The organism is Bradyrhizobium sp. LTSP857, assembly GCF_000938285.1.
GTDB lineage: Bacteria > Pseudomonadota > Alphaproteobacteria > Rhizobiales > Xanthobacteraceae > Bradyrhizobium.
This window is the reverse complement of record NZ_JYMS01000016.1, coordinates 85,126-101,639: the sequence shown is the minus strand read 5'-3', so window position 1 is coordinate 101,639 and position 16,514 is coordinate 85,126. Positions and strand designations below refer to the sequence as shown.

Genomic DNA, 16,514 nt, shown 5'->3' with positions numbered 1-16,514 from the left:
GACGAACTCAGACCCGCCATTTACCGCGACAGGAAACTCCACTCCGTTCCGAACAAGTAAAAGCGTCACAAGCTCTCAGGGTGACGGCGAGGGACTGGGGCTCGCGGCCCGAACTCAGTCCCGCAGCAGCTCGTTGATGCTGGTCTTCGACCGCGTGCGCTCGTCGACGCGCTTGACGATGACGGCGCAGGCGGTGCTCGGGCCGATCTGGCCGTTCTTCATGGGCTTGCCGGGCAGCGCGCCGGGGACGACGACGGAATATTCCGGCACTTCGCCGATGAAGATCTCGCCGGTCTCGCGGTCGACGATCTTGGTCGAAGCGCCCAGGAACACGCCCATCGCCAGCACCGCGCCCTTGCGCACGATGACGCCTTCGGCGACCTCCGAGCGCGCGCCGATGAAGCAATCGTCCTCGATGATGACGGGCTCGGCCTGGAGCGGCTCGAGCACGCCGCCGATGCCGGCGCCGCCGGAGATGTGCACGCGCTTGCCGATCTGCGCGCAGGAGCCGACGGTGGCCCAGGTGTCGACCATCGTACTCTCATCGACATAGGCGCCGAGATTGACGAAGGACGGCATCAGCACGACGTTCTTGGCGATGAAGGCCGAGCGGCGGACGATGGCGCCCGGCACCGCACGAAACCCGGCGTCGCGAAAACGGTTCGGGCCCCAGCCTTCGAACTTGGAGGGCACCTTGTCCCACCAGCTCGCCTTGCCGGGACCGCCGCCAATGACGTCCATGTCGTTGAGGCGGAAGGAGAGCAGCACGGCCTTCTTCAGCCATTGATTGACCTTCCACTTGCCGTCGGCCCCGCGCTCGGCGACGCGCGCCTCGCCCTTGTCCAAGGTCTCCAGCACCTGGTCCACGGCCTCGCGCACCTCACCCTTGGTCGAGGTCGAGATGCCGTCGCGCGCGTCGAAAGCGCTGTTGATGGTGGATTCGAGGGCGGACAGGGACATCGGGATTTCCTCAGAGGCGGACGGGAATTTGTGGCGGATTGGGAGGCTTTTTCGGGATTTGGAGGGGAGGAGTCAAGGCATACTCCGCCGTCGTCCCGGGGCGCGCGAGCCCTGTAGCCCGGATGGAGCGAAGCGTAATCCGGGAAAGTCTCTCCTGCGGTGCGATGTCCCGGATTTCGCTTCGCTCCATCCGGGCTACGGGCCTAACGTGACAGCCCCGCCAAAAACCCCGCCAGATCGTCCGTGACGTGGTCGACATAGGCCGCATCGCGCCCCTCCAGTTCCCAGTCCTCGCGCACCACTTCCTTGGTACCGTCAGGCACCACCAGCACCGTGGTCATGCCGAGCTGGTGCGGAACGGTGAGGTTGCGGGCGAGGTCCTCGAACATGGCGGCGCGTGTCGAATCGACCGAATGGTCGCCGAGGAATTTCTGATAGGTCTGCGGCGCGGGCTTCGGCTCGAACCCGGCGGCGATGATGTCGAACACGCCGTCGAAATGTGAGGCGAGGCCGAGCCGCGCCAGCACGGCGTCGACATGGTCGACCGAGCCGTTGGTGAGGATCAGCTTGCGTCCCGGGAGTTTTGCGATCGCTTCGCCGAGCTGCGGGTTCGGCTCCAGCGGCGAGTGATCGATCTTGTGGACGTAAGCGAGGTAGTCGTCGGCGCGCACGCCATGCAGGGTCATCATGCCGCGCATCGTGGTGCCGAAGCGCAAATAATAATCCTTCTGGATTTTGCGCGCTTCCGCAGGGCTCACGTTCAGCCAGTTGCAGACGAACTCCCCGATCCGCGCATCGACCTGCTGCCACAGATTGACGTGATGCGGGTAGAGCGTGTTGTCGAGGTCGAACACCCAGGTGTCGACATGGGCGAAGGTGCGGGGTGGGGTCATATCAAATCTCTATCTGCTACTCGCAAGCGTGGCCCACTTTCCGCCGTCGTCCCGGCGAAGGCCGGGACCCATACCCCCAGGGAGTGGTTTGGCGAAGACTCGGAGCCAGCAGCTTCGCGCGACAACTTCCTGTCGTGGTTATGGGTCCCGGCCTTCGCCGGGACGACACGGGTGTTTGTGGCGCTAGAGCTGATCGCACCATCACCACCACCATCACGGCACCGCAAAGCGCAGCGTCTTGCCGCCGCTGCTCATATCCACGGCACCAAAACCCGTCGCCGCAAATCCGCGCGCGGGACAATCGCTTTGCTCGTTGGTCTCGAACTTGGTCTCGCGCGTGCAGAGCTGCCTGTCGCCGCCCCAGTTCAGCGGCTTGTCCTGCTGCTTGATCACGCGGTTGTCGGCATCGACGGCTTCGGCGAAGCTGAAGATCTGTTTCGGCGTGCCGGTCACGTCGGGATGCAGGCAGGTCTTGGGATCGATGCGATACCAGCCGCGGCTCGTCACGGACTTGCCGTCGTCGGTGGCAACCGCCGCCATCACCTTGTGCGGCGTGTCGTTGCACCAGGTCAGGCCGCTCGGCGATGGCGTCTGCACCGCGTCGACCATGGTCTTGAAGAAGTTCGGCGACGAGACGATGTCGGATGGCAGCCCGCGGCTTTTCAGGAAGGCGGCAAGGGCACCTTGCGTCTTCGGCCCGTCGACGCCGTCGATCGGGGCTGCATCATAGCCGGCGATCAGCAGCAGCCGCTGGATGCCGGCGAGCCGCGCCTGCTCGTCGTCATATTCGGAATCCTCGGCGAGATAGGCGGTGAAATTGCCGTCGTCGCTCTGCGTCGGCGTGATCTGGGTGAAGGCAGCCTGGGTCTGGCCGGCGCGGCACTGCCGCGCAGCCGCGATGACGAAATTGTCTTGCGCGACGCAGAGCATGTCGCTGCCGTTCTGCGGGATGGGCGAAGCGCCATAGACGCCGAGCGCGCGCGCATTGAGCAGGATGCGGTCGGCCGAGAGCGTGCCCTGCACCACCACACGGCAGGTGGCGGGATCGATCCTGAACCAGCCCCGCGTCGCAGTCGCTGCCTTGTCGTCGATGCCGATTGCGGCCTCGACGACGTAGGACATGCGGTTGCAGATCTTGAGGTCGGCGACGGCCGGTGCGGAGGAGAAGACAAATGACACGACTGCTGCCGGCAGCGTCATCAGGAAACGGGTCACGAGCGAGCGACGGCGAGGCCTCGTCCCGCGCTCGTCAAGCGCGGGCGGGGCGCCCTCGGTCCTTGGCCGCTCGCTCATCACTTGTGGATCAGCGTTCCCGTGCCCGTGTTGGTGAAGAGCTCGAGCAGCACCGCGTGCTGCATCTTGCCGTCGATGATGACGACGCCCTCGACGCCCTGTTCGAGAGCGTAGATGCAGGTCTCGACCTTCGGGATCATGCCGCCGGAAATGGTGCCGTCGGCGATCAGCTTTCGCGCGTCCTTGATCGAAAGCTGCGGGATCAGCTTCTTCGACTTGTCGAGCACGCCCGGCACGTCTGTGAGCAGCAGCAGACGTTTTGCCTTCAGCGCGCCCGCAACCGCACCCGCAAAAGTGTCGGCGTTGACATTCAGCGTCTGGCCGTCTTTCGAGGTCGCCAGCGGCGCCAGCACCGGGATCAGCTCATAGCCGATGAGCTGGTTGAGCAGCGTGAGGTCGACCTTCTCGGGGTCGCCGACGAAGCCGAGATCGACCGCCTTCTCGATATGCGAGTCCGGATCGATGATGGTGCGCGTCGTCTTCGACGCCTTCACCATGTTGGCGTCCTTGCCTGACAGGCCCACGGCCTTGCCGCCGGCTTCGTTGATGTAGCCGACGATCTGCTTGTTGACGGAGCCGGCGAGCACCATCTCGACGATCTCGATGGTCGCGGCATCGGTGATGCGCAGGCCGGCTGCGAATTCTGAGACGATGCCGAGGCGCTTGAGCATGGTCGCGATCTGCGGCCCGCCGCCATGCACCACCACCGGGTTGATCGCGGTCTGCTCGAGCAGCACGATGTCGCGGGCAAAATTCCTCGCGGTCTCCTCGTCGCCCATGGCATGGCCGCCATATTTGATGACGATGGTTTCTTCGTCATACTGCTGCATGTGCGGCAGCGCTTCGGACAGGATGCGGGCCTGGTCGAGCGGGGAGATTTCGGTCATCTGGCAGATCTCGCTGGCGGGACAAACGCGGCCTGCGTTCTATCTGATTGGCGGGCGAGGCGCAAAGTGGGACTGATATGAAGCTGCGTAGCCCGGATGGAGCGAAGCGTAATCCGGGGTTGGTGCCAAAAGCGCCAGCGGCCCCGGATTGCGCTTCGCTCCATCCGGGCTACGGATCAGCGCTTGGGCACCACCGCTGCCAGCGTCACCGCCAGCCAGCTCACGATCATCAGCGTTCCGCCGGTCGGCGCGGCGTAGGGAAGCAGCGAATGCCCGGCGTATTGCCGCACGGTGAGGTCGCCCGCGAACAGCGTGGCTGCGATCACGAAGCCGAACGCTGCCATGAGGCCAATTCCGCCGTGCAGAAGGCCGCGTTCGAGCAGCGCGACGACCGCCAATATGGCAGTTGCATGAAACAGCAGCATGGCGCTGGCGGAGGCGAGCCGGCTCGCATCGCCGCCGTGCGCGGACGCGGCCGCCAGCGCCACGCCAGCGGCGCCCATCAAACCGGCAAGCCCAATCAACAGGCGGAACGCGGCCATTACGATGTCCGCTCTTCCAGGAGCTTCGCCATCGCGGCGCGCAGCTCGGCCATTCCGGTGCCGGAGCGCGAGGAGGTCGTCAGCACATCCGGAAACGCGGCGGGATGCTTGGCGAGCGCAACGCCGGTCTCGGCAATCCGCTCGGCAAGCTCGGATGCCTTTACTTGGTCGGCCTTGGTCAGCACGATCTGATAGCTGACGGCCGAGCGGTCGAGCGTGCCCAGGATTTCATGGTCGACGTCCTTCAGCCCGTGCCGCGCATCGATCAGCAAATAGACCCGCGCGAGCGAGGCGCGGCCGAGCAGGAATTTGTGGATCAGGTCGGTCCAGGACGCGACCTGGGTCTTGGGCGCCTTGGCGTAACCATAGCCGGGCATGTCGACGAGGCGCAGGTCGGCTTTGCCGGGGACCTCGAAGAAGATCAGCTCCTGGGTGCGGCCCGGCGTGTGCGAGGTGCGCGCAAGCGCATTGCGGCCGGTGAGCGCGTTGATCAGGCTCGACTTGCCGACATTGGAGCGGCCGGCGAAGGCGATCTCCAGCCCCGCCATCGGCGGCAGCGATGCAATCGAGGGCGAGGCCCAGATGAACTGCCAGTCGCGGGTGAACAGTTTTCGCCCGGCCTCGATCAGCTTCGCATCTTTGTCGTCGGTCATGCGAAGGCTTTCAGTTGTTTACCGCGTCATTGCGAGCGGCTTGTCCGCCGTAGCTCGAAGAGCGAAGGCGGAAGCGAAGCGCTCGCAATGACGGAGCTACGTCGCTTTCTTCGCGAACGTCGCCTTGAGATTGTCGAACAGCTCCACCTTCACACCGTTACGGCGCATGATGAAGCTCTGCTGGAGCACCGACAGCGTGTTGTTCCAGGCCCAGTAGATCACGAGACCCGCCGGGAAGCCCGCCAGCATGAAGGTGAAGATCAGCGGCATCCAGTTGAAGATCATCTGCTGCGTCGGATCCGGCGGCGTCGGGTTCAGCTTCATCTGGAACCACATCGTGATGCCCATGATGATCGGCCAGATGCCGAGCGCGAGATAGTGGCCGAACAGGGGAAGCGTGGTCGGATCGAACGGGATCAGGCCGAACAGGGTGAACAGATTGGTCGGATCGGGCGCGGAGAGATCCTTGATCCAGCCGAAGAATGGCGCGTGCCGCATCTCGATGGTGACGAACAGCACCTTGTAGAGCGAGAAGAACACCGGGATCTGGATCACCACGGGAAGACAGCCGGCGACCGGATTGATCTTCTCCTTGCGGTAGATCTCCATCATCTCCTGCTGCTGCTTCACCTTGTCGTCAGGGTAGCGCTCTTTCAGCACCGCAAGCTGCGGCTGGATCGACTTCATCTTCGCCATCGAGGCGTAGGACTTGTTCGCCAGAGGGAAGAACAAGAGCTTCACGATCACGGTCACGAGCAGGATCGAGATGCCGAAATTGCCGAAGAAGCGGTAGAAGAAGTCGAGCCCGAGGAACATCGGCTTGGTGATGAAGTAGAACCAGCCCCAGTCGATCAAGAGATCGAAATGGTTGAGGCCGAGCTCCTTGTTGTAGCCGCCGAGTCCTGCAAACGGGAACACGCCAACGACGCCGGCTTCCTTGGCGCCCGCAAACAGCCGCGCGTTCGCGGTTGCGGTGCCGCCGATCGCGACGGTGACGGGATCGAGCAGATAGTCGGTCTGGTAGGTGTGGACATTGCCGTTGAGATTCGACGAGAAGCGCGCCTGAAGCTCGGCACTGGTGTCGGGCAGCAACGCCGAGGCCCAGTACTTGTCGGTCATGCCGAGCCAGCCGTTGGTGGCCTTGAAGCTCACCGACTTCGCTTCGTCGATCTTCTTGTAGGCGTATTCCTGCAAGCCATCGAGATAGCCGATCAGGCCTTCATGCAGGATGTAATAGCCCGAGACCTGCGGCGTGCCGTGGCGCGAGATCAGCGCGAAGGGGAAGAGCTTGACCGGCGCATTGCCGACATTGCTCACCTCGTCCTTGACGGTGAAGAGATAGTGATCGTCGACCGAGATGGTGCGGCGGAAGGTGAGGCCTTCGCCATTGTCATATTTCAGCACCACCGGCGTCGACGGCGTCAGGCTGCCGCTGCCGTCCTGCTGCCAGACGGTCTGCGCGTCCGGCATCTTCGCCGTCACGCCCGTCGCCGCCACCCAGCCGAACTCGGCGTAATAGGGTTCTGCCGTGCCCGAGGGCGAATACAGAATGATCGGCGGCGACTTCGGGTCGACCGTCTCACGGAATTGCAGCAGCGCGAGGTCGTCGATGCGGCCGCCCTTCAGCGCGATGCTGCCGGCGAGGCGCGGTGTGTCGATCTTCACGCGCGGGCTGGCTGCAATCGCGGTGTCGCGGGCCACGACCGGCTGGACCTGCTGGTTCGCGCCCGGAGTCGTCGCGGGCGCCGGCGCACTGCCGGACTGCGGCGTGGCGCCCGGCGTTGCGGACGCCGTCGGCTGCGGCGCGGTCTTCTGGAGCTCGGCCTGCGTCTGTTGCTGGGCGCGCTGCTTCTCCATCGCCGGCACGTTGTAGAAATACTGCCAGGCGATCAGCACCAGGCCGGACAGAATGACGGCGAGGATGGTGTTGCGATTGTCGGTCATCACTATTGTCTCGTCATCAATCCGGTTTGCGGCTGGTCGCTGGGGCGGGCTTTTGGCCGCGTCCCTTGTGCGCCTGCCGCGCGGGCTTTGTGAACGCTGCGCGGAGATCGTCGATCATGGTCGCGAAGTCGCGCGTGAGCGCGTCCCGGCGTCCGACCAGCACATAATCATGATGGGGTAGCATCGATACCGGATCGAGCCGCTTCACCACTTCGCGAAGCCGGCGCCGGATGCGATTGCGCTCGGGGGCGTTGCCGTTCTTTTTGGTAACGGTGAAGCCGATCCGGATCGGGCCGCTGTCGTCGCGGCCAAGGCTTCTGCGGTCAAGGCTTTGCAGGACGAACGCGGGACTATTCACCCGCGCGCCATTGGCAACGGCGACGAAATCCGCCCGCTGCCTCAGCCGATCCATGATGAAATCCCAAAAAGGGGGTCCGGCTCAGGCGCTCAGACGCTTGCGGCCGCGGGCGCGGCGTGCGGCGAGAACCTTGCGGCCGCCGGCAGTGGCGAGACGAGCCCGGAAGCCGTGACGGCGCTTGCGCACCAGTTTGCTGGGTTGATAAGTCCGCTTCACGGGTTTTTCTCCGCTGACCGGGCAATTTGCCTGTAGAATTAAGGGTAAAGTCCGGAAGATGCGGCCCAAAATGGGCCATTTCCGGCCCCAAGAGAGCCGCTCCCTGCTTCACGCCGGGTCATCGCGGACAATTTGGCCGGCTTATAAGGGAGCGTCCCCTCTTCGTCAACGTCGCAGGACCGCACAGGTCGGATGAATATCACTGTTTCGGTGGGGTTTTTAACTCTTGAGGTAGCGGCTCGCCGGATCAGCGCTTACATCCCACCTTGGGAGATTAGCGATCCGTAATTTGACCGGCCCTAGGTGTGGGTCGCATGCTCCAATAGCCAGTCCTCCAGTAGCAAGGCCAGCAGGGGCGAATTTTGTGGCGACAGACCTCCAGCCGACCCAAGACTTGGATAGAGCTTTGGATCGAGCCACAGATCGGGTCATGGATCAGCCGGACCCGCCGGTGACGCGGTCGCGCGGGCCGGCGGGGCTTGGCCTGTCCGGCAAGCTGCTGCTGCTGACCGTTCCCCTGGTGATGATCGCGGCGAGCCTGCTCTATGTCCCCGCGATCGCCAACTTCTGGGTCAACCGGCTCAACGACCGCGTCGCGGCGGCCAACACGGCGGCGCTGGTGCTCGATGCGGCGCCGCTCGGCATGGTTCCCGATTCGCTGTCGCGGCAGATCCTCAAAAGCATCAATGCGCGCGCGGTCGCGATCAAGATGGGCCAGCAGCGCCGGCTGCTCGCCAGCGACAATCTGCCGGCCACGATCGAGCACGACATCGACCTGCGCGACATGACCGCGTGGGAGGCGATCACCGGCTCGTTCCAGATGATGCTGGAGACCGGCAACCAGCCGATCCGCATCGTCGGCCCCGGCGTCGGCAACGCCCAGTTCATCGAGATCGTCACCGACGAGCTGCCGCTGCGGCAATCGATGTACCGCTTCTCCCGCAACGTCGTGGTGGTCGCGCTGATCATCGCGGCGCTGACCGCGGGCCTCGTCTACCTCGCGCTGCATTATCTGTTCGTGCGGCCGATGCGGCGGCTGACCGCGAGCCTGGTCGGCTTCCACGAGAATCCCGAGAGTTCGGCGCGGATCATCGTGCCGAGCCAGCGCAGCGACGAAATCGGCGTCGCCGAGCGCGAATTGTCGGACATGCAGCGCGATCTGATGTCGATGCTGCATCAGAAGAGCCGGCTCGCCGCCCTCGGCCTCGCCGTCTCCAAGATCAACCACGATCTGCGCAATCTGCTGGCGTCGGCCCAGCTGCTGTCGGACCAGCTCGCCAGCGTGCCCGATCCGCGGGTGCAGCGCTTTGCGCCAAAGCTCGTGCGCTCGCTCGAGCGCGCTATCGCCTTCTGCCAGTCGACGCTGTCCTATGGCCGCGCCCAGGAGGCCGCGCCTGACCGCCGCATGATGCTGATCGAGCCTGTCGTGCTGGAGGTGCGCGAGACCGCGGGTCTCGCCAACGACGCCTCGATTGCCTGGGTCGCCGCAGTCGAGCGCGGGCTCGCGGTCGATGCCGATCCCGACCAGCTGTTCCGGGTGCTGCTCAACCTCGTGCGCAACGCCGCCCAGGCGCTGGAAAGCCATGCGGCCGGCGACGGCGGCGTGCAGCAGATCCGGATCACCGGCAAACGCGAGGGCGCGGTCGCCATCCTGGAGGTCTCCGACACCGGCCCAGGCGTGCCCCAGCGGACCCGGGAGCATCTGTTCGAGGCATTTCAGACCTCCGGCCGCCCCGGCGGCAGCGGGCTTGGGCTGGCGATCGCCGCCGAGCTGATCCGCGCCCATGGCGGCGACATCCACCTGGTCGAAGGCACCATCGGCGCCACCTTCCGGATCGTCATCCCCGACCGCCCCGTGGAACTCCTCTCCATCCGCAACGAGCGGGCGCGGGCGTAATCGGCCAAAGGCCGACATCGGAAATTGTCATTTGGCTGCAAAATCTCCCTAACCCGGACCTTGCCAATCGGGGCAAGAGCGGTTAGTCAGAGCGCTCTTTCGCACCCCTCCGGCGCTGTCCGGAGGCTGCGTGCGGGCTTTGGCCCGCCAACGCTGTTCGCGAAACACGCGCCCGTAGCTCAGCTGGATAGAGCATCAGACTACGAATCTGAGGGTCGGACGTTCGAATCGTTCCGGGCGCGCCATTTTCTCATCATTCAGAATAAAACTGCGAACTCAGGGTCCTGAATCGGCCCTCTCATTGCATCAGCCGCGTCTGTTTGTGTTGCTAAGCTAGGTTGGTTTGCTCGTAAGTTTTCAAGTAAGCCAATTCTCCACGTTCAGGCCGGGGATACGTTTGAATTCACCGGTATTGGCGGTCACGATCGTGGCGCCGGTCGCATAGGCATGAGCGGCGATCAGCAGGTCGTTGCCGCCGATCGGCTTTCCCGCCGCTTCCAGCTTGGCGCGAATTCCGCCGTATTCGGTGTCGGCTGGCACTTCGAATGGCAGCACATTTATCTCGCCGAGCAGGTCTTCGACAGCTTTGAGCAGTCGCTTCGACCCGCTCTTCGTGCAGCCGTAGCGCAGTTCGGCCGCCACGATGATACTGGTGCAGATGTTGTCCTCGCCGAGCTTGGCGATCCGTTTTGCAACTTTGCCCTGCGGATTTCTGATCAGGTCGGAAACGATGTTCGTGTCCAGCATGTAGCGAGTCAAAACACGCTCTCCGGCGCGGGCGGGGGGTCGTCGATTTCAGGAAAACTCTCTTCCAGCGGCTTCATCGTTTTGAGCAGGGCGACCAGTCCGCGCTTACGCACCGGCTCGATCACCAGACGATCGCCGTCGCGGTGCATGATCGCTTCGTCGCCCGGCAGTTCGAACTCCACAGGAATACGGACCGCCTGGTTGCGGCCGTTGCGGAACAGTCTGACGTGCCTCTGCTCAGGCATGGGTTATCTCCAAGCATATGCCGTAGACATATGCCACTGGGCGCGGGATTACAAGGACCCGCCAAGTCGGGTAGTTTCCGTTTCGGCCTGACGCCAAGGGCGCTGACGGATTGCGCAGGCGATCGCCAAGGGACGACCACCCCCGTCGATCCGCCCTGCGCAAGGCGAGGCGAAACCGGCGCGATGTCAGGCCGGGCTCATTCGGCGTAGGACTGGGTGGACCACGCCGCCCTTAGTTTCGGCGTGACGTGAGCGCCGAACTGGCCGAACCATTTGTTGAACAGGGCCTCGGCCTCGCCCGATTTGAACATCTTCCCCATCGAGTGGTTGACGATCCAGAGGATCGTCGGATTGAGCTTGGGCACCATGAAGCCCTGCGGCGCGTAGCCATATTCGTCACCGACGATTTCAAGCGCGTCCGGCTTCTTCGACTGCCGTATCAGCCCGTAGAAGGCGCCATTGTCGCTGAAATAAGCGTCGGCGCGCCGGGTCTCGACGGTGATGAGCCCGGCCGCGTGGTCGTCAACGTTGACGATGCGGATGTTCAGCTTCTTTTCGGCGATGAGGTTTTTGAGGTCAGGCTCGCTGCTGCCGCCGGTCGCTACCGCGACGATCTTGCCGTTCAAATCGTCATAGCTCTTGATGCCGGCGCTCTTGAGGACGAGCATCTGGCTCGACGAAACATAGGAGACCGACGAGAAGTCGACCTGCTTGTTGCGGCCGAAGGTGTTGACCGTGCCTTCGCATTCGAGGTCGATCGTGCCATTGGCGACGAGCGCCTGACGGTTCTGGATCGTGACCGGGACGTATTTGATCTTGATCTCCGGCAGCTTCAACTCGCTCTTGATGTCGTCGATGATGCGCGTGCAGAACTCGACCGAATAGCCGGTGGGGTTCTTTTGGTCGTCGAGATAGCTGTAGGGAAACAAGGCGTCCCGAACGCCCATGGTGATGGTCTGGGTGTCGCGCAACTTCTTGACGATGGAGTCCACTTCCTGCGCTCCTGCAGACGAAGCTGCGAGACCGATGGCCAGGAACGCGCCTGTGGCGGCAGCAAGATTGAGTGTCATGGGTCTCTTTCGGTTGTCGCGATCGCTCGCATGGTGATCCGCCCCCGGCTGAGGGCAAGTGTTTAGGCGAGTGTCTAGTATCCTCCGCGTGCCCGCGTCTGGAGTTCGTCCCGCGTCATCTGCGCGAAGCCGAGCGCGGGCAAAAGGTCGTTATCTCCTGCGAAGTCGCGGCCGTAGGCCGCCGAGAGCATGGTCATCCCAGCCTCATGCAACGTCGCCGGCCGCCCGACGAGCTGCCCGAGCAGCACCGTCGGCAGCAATCCGAAGGGCACGTCCTCGAGGACATAGCGGCTGTCCAGCGTCGCGGGGCCGAAGCCGCCGCGCCCGCGGTTATGTAGTTCGGCATTCATCTCGGCGATGCTGGCGACCGGGAGTTGGTAGGAGTAGGCGTAGTGTTCGTGGATGGTCCGAACCGAAACGCCGAAGGCTTCGGCGATCGCCAGCCGCTCGGCGTCGAGCGCTTCCATGACACGTCCGACGGCGGGCGTGACGTTCTCCGCCTGCCCCCAGCGCTCGCCGCGCTCCATGCGTGTCAGGTTGTACAGGGCGATGGCGAGGTGGTTCTGCGGGTTGAGATTGCTGAGCGCGATGGCGAGAAGCCCCTCGCGTTCGACGAAGCGGTCGCCGAACAGCGCCGTGCAGAGCGCGAGACCTTCGGCACTGCCGCCTTGCGGCACCGTCGCGAGATCGATCTTCGAGCGCACCGAGTTGACGGCGACCTCGGTCGGCGAAGTCTTGCGGCCGGTCGTCAGCGTCGTGCCCCAATTGATGATCGGCGAACGGACGCCACGCGCCGCCAGCTGCCGCGAGAGATAGAGCGCGCCAAAGGAAGCGTGCGAGCTGATGATGATCGGCTGTCCATCCCGCAGGTGCTGCGCCGCTTCATCGAGGGCCATCTTGTGGGCGTAGCCCGGCATCGCGAGCATCACGACATCTGCGTCGGCGATGGCTTCGGCGGCACTGCCGGCGATGCGCGGATGGAAACTGATCTCGATCGCCATCGTCGCCCGCAGCGGCTCTCCTGCCGCTAAGGCTTGCGTGCTCCGGCCGGAAGGCGACCACAGCATCGGGTCATGTCCGGCCGTCGAGAGATAGGCAGCAGCGCCGCAGGCAGCGGAGCCGGCTCCAAGAATACTTACGCGCATCGTGCGAGCGCCTTTTCTGGGTCTGGTTGGGGAAAGGCGATCATCTCAGCCGCTCAATGCGTCAGGACGTTGGTGAGGAACTGCCTGGCTCGCTCCGAGGCGGGGGCGGTGAAGAACTGGGCCTTGGGCGTGTCCTCCACGATCTGGCCGCGGTCCATGAACAGCACGCGATCGGCGACCCGCTGGGCGAAACCCATCTCATGGGTCACGACCATCATGGTCATGCCTTCGAGTGCCAACTCCTGCATGACTTCCAGCACCTCGTTGATCATTTCTGGGTCGAGCGCCGACGTTGGCTCGTCGAACAGCATGGCTCGCGGGTCCATGGCCAGAGCGCGGGCGATCGAGACGCGCTGCTGCTGTCCGCCTGAAAGCTGGCTGGGTCGGCTGTCCCGCTTGTCGCCGAGCCCGACCCGCGCCAGAATTTTCTCCGAGCGCGCATCGGCCTCGGCCCGCGAGCGCTTCAGCACATGGATTTGCGCCAGGCTGACGTTCTGCAACGCCGTCATGTGTGGATAGAGTTCGAAGCTCTGGAACACCATGCCGATGCGCGCGCGCAGGGCCGGCAGGTCGGTCTTGGGCGAGGACACCGAGACACCATCCACGGTGATCGTGCCGCGCTCGAACGGCACGAGCCCGTTGATGCATTTGATCAGCGTGCTCTTGCCGGACCCGGACGGCCCGCAAACCACCACGACCTCGCCGAGGCTGATGGTCGCGGAGCAGGCGCGCAGGATTTGCTGGTTGCCGTAGGATTTGTGCAAATCGTCGATGACGATCATGACGGAAGGCCCTTCCTGTAGAACTCGGCGGCTTTCGTCGTGCCCAGGCAAATCACCAGATAAACCACGGCAACCAGCGCATACATCTCAGTGGCGCGCCCATCGCGCGATGCGACGACGCTCGCGGCGGTCAGGAAATCATGCAGCGAGACGACATAGACCAGCGAGGTGTCCTGGAAGACGATGACGATCTGGTTCAGGATCAGCGGCATCATCGCCCGCAATGCCTGCGGCAGGATGATGAGGCGCAGCACCTGGCCGCGCCGCAGCCCGGTCGCAAGTCCCGCATCACTCTGTCCATGACGAACGTTCGAGATGCCGGCGCGGACGATTTCGCAGTAGAACGCCGCCTCGAACAGCACAAACGCCAGCAGTGCGGAGGTGAGCGACCCGACCGGCCTGCCGATGGCGAGTGGCACGAGGAAGTAGAACCAGAACAGCACCAGCACCAGCGGCAGCGTGCGCATCACAGTGACGTAGGTCGAGGCGGGGACGGAGAGCCACCGGTGCGAGGACAGCCGCATCAGCGCAAGCCCGAAGCCCAGCATCAACCCGCCGACGGTCGCGACCAGGACCAGCAGCGCGCTGAGCGCCATGCCTTCCACCAGAAACGCCGAGGAGCGGGCGATGATGCCCCAATCGAAATCGCTCATGCCGGCGTCTTTCGCAGGGCTGCGCCGCCGATCCTGATATCGATGAAGCGCATCAGTCCCGTCACGCACAGGCCGATGACGAGGTAGCCGATGGTTGCGAAGGTGAAGGCCTCGAAACCCTGGAAGGTGTAGTTCTCGACATGGCGGCTCTGCGCGGTGAGTTCGAGGACGCCGATCGTGAGGCTGAGAGAGGAGAGCTTGACGGTGATCAGGAATTCCGAGGTCAGCGGCCCGACGATGGCGCGCAGGCCCAGCGGCAGCACGATCAGCCGGTAGGCCTGCGCCGGACGCAGCCCCGTCGCCAGCGCCGCCGGCATCAGCGGCGCGCCCACCGCGTCGATTCCGGCGCGGACCTGCTCGGCGACACGCGAGCCGGCGAAGAGGCCGATCGCCACGACAGCGGTGACGACCTCCGGATAGGGCAGGTCCCGCTTGAGCCAGAGCCCGAAGGAATCGGGGACCACTTCGGGCAGCACGAAATACCAGAGAAAGAGCTGCACCAGCGGCGGAACGTTGCGGAAGACGTCGATGTAGAGTCCGGCCAGCAGCCGGGCACCGCGCGAAGGCGAACTCCGGGCGGTTCCGGCCAGCAGACCAACCATGAGCGCGACGGCCCAGCTGGCAAGGCTGATAATCACGGTCCAGAGCAGACCGCTCCACAGCCAACCCATATAGGGATCTTTGAAGAGGATCGACCAATCCCAACGGTAATTCATCTCGCGGGGGGCCTGTCGCGCAATATCTCCATGATGCAGCGCGGGTCTCGGTCGTCCATCAGCAGCCCTTGAATTCCACTATTCCCGGAATGATTCCGCCATCGATTGAATATTGTCAAACCTGCCGGTTGCAAGCGTCGGGCCAATTGGCGCCATTCTGGAAAGAGGCGCCTACGATCGGGAAGCCCAAGAACGTTCAGCGTGCGCAGGAGCACGCGCTCCTCGTGCGACAACCACCGGCTTTGCGCCGGACTGTTTTCCACCCCGGCAATCGGCTATTGTTGCAATGTGCGTTGTTGCTTGTTGGGGGGAACATGCAGCTTGGTCTCAAATCCCGCAAAGTCATTTTTGTTCACGGCATTTTCGGCTGGGGCGAAGGTGAGCTGCCGCTTTCCTATTGGGGCGACGCGCTCGCGCAATTCGCGGCGCCCCGCTTCGAGGTGCATGAGGTCAAATGCGGGCCGGTGAGCTCCTTCCACGACCGGGCATGCGAGCTGTTTGCCCAGATCAAGGGAGGCGATTTCATCTACGGGCCCGTTGCGACCAGCGCCAAGCGCTCCCTGGTGCCGCGTGAAGAACGAAAACATGTTGCAGGTCCCTTGTTGCCGGACTGGTCGGCGGACAATCCGGTCATTCTGGTCGCTCATAGCGCTGGCGCACACACCTGCCTGGCACTGCAGCGATTGCTCAAGGACGATCATTTCGGAGTTGGGTCGAACGCCGACTGGGTCGAAGCCGTGATCTGCATCTCCGGCGTGCTGAACGGTTCGACCCTTGCCTACAGGTTCGGCTGCGACCCGGCGACGGGTGTCCTGACCGACAATCCGGAGCGCCTGATCCGGGCTACCGTCGAAATCGCCGAGTTCGTCCCGACGATACCGTTCGCCGGGATCGACCTCTGGCTGGAGCAGTGGAATGATCGCAACGCTTTCGTGAGCGGCAGGGATAATCTCGCTTATGATCTCAGCCTGACGGGTTGCCAGGTCGCCAATGCAGCGTTTTCCACCAACCCGAACAGCTATTATCTCTCGCTCGTCACCAGCATGCCGACGGAACGAAAATGGCTCGGTATTCCAGTTCCGCGGCTGTTTGGCGGAATCAATGTTCTGCTGGCGGGGTCGGCAACGTATCAGGCAGACGTCGTCGACTTCGAACGCGGAGCCCTTCCGCTGCCGAACTGGGGAACGACGCCGGACCTCCTGATTGATGCCTGGCGCGAAAACGACGGAGCCGTGAGTGCGATCTCGCAACGCTTCCCCTTCACGCACCACAATGAGCCGTTCGGCCGAGAGGGATTTTTCGATGGCGCGCCGATCGAAAAGGGCAAATGGTACTTCGAGCGGGTCGAAAATGTCATCGGCAGGCGCTTCGATCACCTCGACCCCGGATTCGGCGTCAGGATGAAATGGGCGGCAGCCGCAGCCCAACGCCAGCTCTATCAAAAGCTTGCAGCGCTATTATAGCGCGACAGCCCGTCGCGCGGCTCGGTGGCGCCGGTCCCGGATCTGGACCG

At 63.8% G+C, this 16,514-nt stretch carries 18 protein-coding genes and 1 tRNA gene; 3 read left to right on the top strand and 16 right to left on the bottom strand.

Annotated elements, in window-relative coordinates:
- Nucleotides 1-114: 114 nt before the first annotated feature.
- The 9 genes from dapD to rpmH form a co-directional block, all read right to left on the bottom strand.
- Nucleotides 115-960 carry a 2,3,4,5-tetrahydropyridine-2,6-dicarboxylate N-succinyltransferase gene (gene dapD, locus UP06_RS08165; RefSeq protein ID WP_045001959.1) on the bottom strand — a complete coding sequence of 282 codons (846 nt, stop codon included), beginning with the start codon at nt 958-960 and terminating at the stop codon, nt 115-117.
- Between the two features lie 203 nt (nt 961-1,163).
- A complete protein-coding gene (locus UP06_RS08160) occupies nt 1,164-1,853 on the bottom strand; it encodes a pyrimidine 5'-nucleotidase (protein WP_045001957.1) in 690 nt (229 codons plus the stop codon).
- A gap of 213 nt (nt 1,854-2,066) precedes the next feature.
- Nucleotides 2,067-3,053, bottom strand: a complete 987-nt coding sequence (locus UP06_RS08155; RefSeq protein ID WP_045001968.1) for a DUF1036 domain-containing protein — start codon at nt 3,051-3,053, stop codon at nt 2,067-2,069.
- Between the two features lie 92 nt (nt 3,054-3,145).
- Nucleotides 3,146-4,033 (bottom strand): acetylglutamate kinase, encoded by an 888-nt coding sequence (gene argB / locus UP06_RS08150; RefSeq protein ID WP_045001955.1) that lies wholly within the window; start codon nt 4,031-4,033, stop codon nt 3,146-3,148.
- A gap of 176 nt (nt 4,034-4,209) precedes the next feature.
- Nucleotides 4,210-4,575: a DUF423 domain-containing protein gene (locus UP06_RS08145; RefSeq protein ID WP_045001954.1), complete on the bottom strand. Its 366-nt coding sequence runs from the start codon at nt 4,573-4,575 to the stop codon at nt 4,210-4,212.
- Nucleotides 4,575-5,228, bottom strand: a complete 654-nt coding sequence (gene yihA / locus UP06_RS08140; protein ID WP_045001953.1) for a ribosome biogenesis GTP-binding protein YihA/YsxC — start codon at nt 5,226-5,228, stop codon at nt 4,575-4,577. The genes UP06_RS08145 and yihA overlap by 1 nt, the downstream gene beginning before the upstream one ends.
- 96 nt (nt 5,229-5,324) lie before the next feature.
- The gene (yidC, locus tag UP06_RS08135; protein ID WP_045001952.1) at nt 5,325-7,172 is read right to left on the bottom strand and encodes a membrane protein insertase YidC; all 1,848 of its coding nucleotides are present in this window, start codon (nt 7,170-7,172) and stop codon (nt 5,325-5,327) included.
- 16 nt (nt 7,173-7,188) lie between these two features.
- Nucleotides 7,189-7,584: a ribonuclease P protein component gene (rnpA, locus tag UP06_RS08130; protein WP_045001951.1), complete on the bottom strand. Its 396-nt coding sequence runs from the start codon at nt 7,582-7,584 to the stop codon at nt 7,189-7,191.
- Between the two features lie 27 nt (nt 7,585-7,611).
- Nucleotides 7,612-7,746, bottom strand: a complete 135-nt coding sequence (gene rpmH, locus UP06_RS08125; protein WP_008542748.1) for a 50S ribosomal protein L34 — start codon at nt 7,744-7,746, stop codon at nt 7,612-7,614.
- A gap of 430 nt (nt 7,747-8,176) precedes the next feature.
- Between rpmH and UP06_RS08120 the strand changes: the two genes are divergently transcribed.
- Both UP06_RS08120 and UP06_RS08115 read left to right on the top strand, forming a co-directional pair.
- Nucleotides 8,177-9,643 carry an ATP-binding protein gene (locus UP06_RS08120; RefSeq protein ID WP_045001948.1) on the top strand — a complete coding sequence of 489 codons (1,467 nt, stop codon included), beginning with the start codon at nt 8,177-8,179 and terminating at the stop codon, nt 9,641-9,643.
- Between the two features lie 168 nt (nt 9,644-9,811).
- Nucleotides 9,812-9,888: transfer RNA gene (locus tag UP06_RS08115), tRNA-Arg, on the top strand.
- A gap of 112 nt (nt 9,889-10,000) precedes the next feature.
- On the opposite strand, the gene UP06_RS08110 is transcribed toward UP06_RS08115, so the two are convergent.
- The 7 genes from UP06_RS08110 to UP06_RS08080 form a co-directional block, all read right to left on the bottom strand.
- The gene (locus tag UP06_RS08110) at nt 10,001-10,390 is read right to left on the bottom strand and encodes a type II toxin-antitoxin system VapC family toxin (protein WP_082081304.1); all 390 of its coding nucleotides are present in this window, start codon (nt 10,388-10,390) and stop codon (nt 10,001-10,003) included.
- A gap of 8 nt (nt 10,391-10,398) precedes the next feature.
- Entirely contained in the window at nt 10,399-10,635 is a 237-nt protein-coding gene (locus UP06_RS08105; RefSeq protein ID WP_045001946.1) for an antitoxin, read from the bottom strand.
- 197 nt (nt 10,636-10,832) lie between these two features.
- Entirely contained in the window at nt 10,833-11,705 is an 873-nt protein-coding gene (locus tag UP06_RS08100; RefSeq protein WP_045001944.1) for an amino acid ABC transporter substrate-binding protein, read from the bottom strand.
- 74 nt (nt 11,706-11,779) lie between these two features.
- Complete coding sequence (locus UP06_RS08095) at nt 11,780-12,850, bottom strand: NAD/NADP octopine/nopaline dehydrogenase family protein (protein ID WP_045001943.1); 1,071 nt, start codon at nt 12,848-12,850, stop codon at nt 11,780-11,782.
- A 53-nt stretch (nt 12,851-12,903) separates the two neighbouring features.
- The gene (locus UP06_RS08090; RefSeq protein WP_045001941.1) at nt 12,904-13,632 is read right to left on the bottom strand and encodes an amino acid ABC transporter ATP-binding protein; all 729 of its coding nucleotides are present in this window, start codon (nt 13,630-13,632) and stop codon (nt 12,904-12,906) included.
- Entirely contained in the window at nt 13,629-14,285 is a 657-nt protein-coding gene (locus UP06_RS08085) for an amino acid ABC transporter permease (RefSeq protein WP_045001940.1), read from the bottom strand. Before UP06_RS08085 ends, UP06_RS08090 begins: the two co-directional genes overlap by 4 nt.
- The gene (locus UP06_RS08080) at nt 14,282-15,001 is read right to left on the bottom strand and encodes an amino acid ABC transporter permease (RefSeq protein ID WP_045001938.1); all 720 of its coding nucleotides are present in this window, start codon (nt 14,999-15,001) and stop codon (nt 14,282-14,284) included. Before UP06_RS08080 ends, UP06_RS08085 begins: the two co-directional genes overlap by 4 nt.
- A gap of 68 nt (nt 15,002-15,069) precedes the next feature.
- Here UP06_RS08080 and UP06_RS08075 point away from each other — a divergent pair, with 68 nt between their 5' ends.
- Nucleotides 15,070-16,464 (top strand): lipase-like domain-containing protein, encoded by a 1,395-nt coding sequence (locus tag UP06_RS08075; RefSeq protein WP_156162837.1) that lies wholly within the window; start codon nt 15,070-15,072, stop codon nt 16,462-16,464.
- Nucleotides 16,465-16,514 lie beyond the last annotated feature (50 nt).